Source organism: Mesorhizobium sp. M1E.F.Ca.ET.063.01.1.1, assembly GCF_003998155.1.
Lineage (GTDB): Bacteria > Pseudomonadota > Alphaproteobacteria > Rhizobiales > Rhizobiaceae > Mesorhizobium.
Map to the genome: position 1 here is coordinate 1 of NZ_RZSC01001699.1, position 413 is coordinate 413.

Sequence of the window (413 nt, forward strand, 5' to 3'; positions counted from 1 at the left end):
CTTGGAGACAGGCCTCAGCCGCCTGTGGCGGCTCTGGCCACATTCACACCCATATCATAGACAAGCAGGCCGCCGTAGTAGGCGGTGACGGTTACAAGTGCCGCGCCTGCAACTTCGATTACAGGAACGGCGATCGCCAGGGATCCCAACTCGCGATTGCGGACCCACAATGCGAATCTGACGACCCCCCAGGTCAGAAGGGCAAATGCCGTGATTCCGCCAGGGCTTTCGTGCGTCTCCGCTATGGCGCTGCTGAAGCCGGCAGCTTCGGCATGGTCAAGCGCCAGTCCGCCGTAGAACCAGGTTCCTGTGGCGAAGACTCCTGCTGCGAGCGCAACGAAAGTGGAAATCGTGCCCACGCCCGAGCGTCTCGTCACGGCATTGCTGCTCGCAAGTGCCACGAGGTCGAGGAC

1 protein-coding gene is annotated in these 413 nt (G+C 62.0%); it reads right to left on the minus strand.

All coding sequences use genetic code 11. The annotated features are described in order from the left end of the window. Window positions 1-14: 14 nt before the first annotated feature. Window positions 15-413: hypothetical protein (locus tag EOA29_RS40485; RefSeq protein ID WP_127222609.1), on the minus strand; the 399-nt coding region annotated here is incomplete at its 5' end.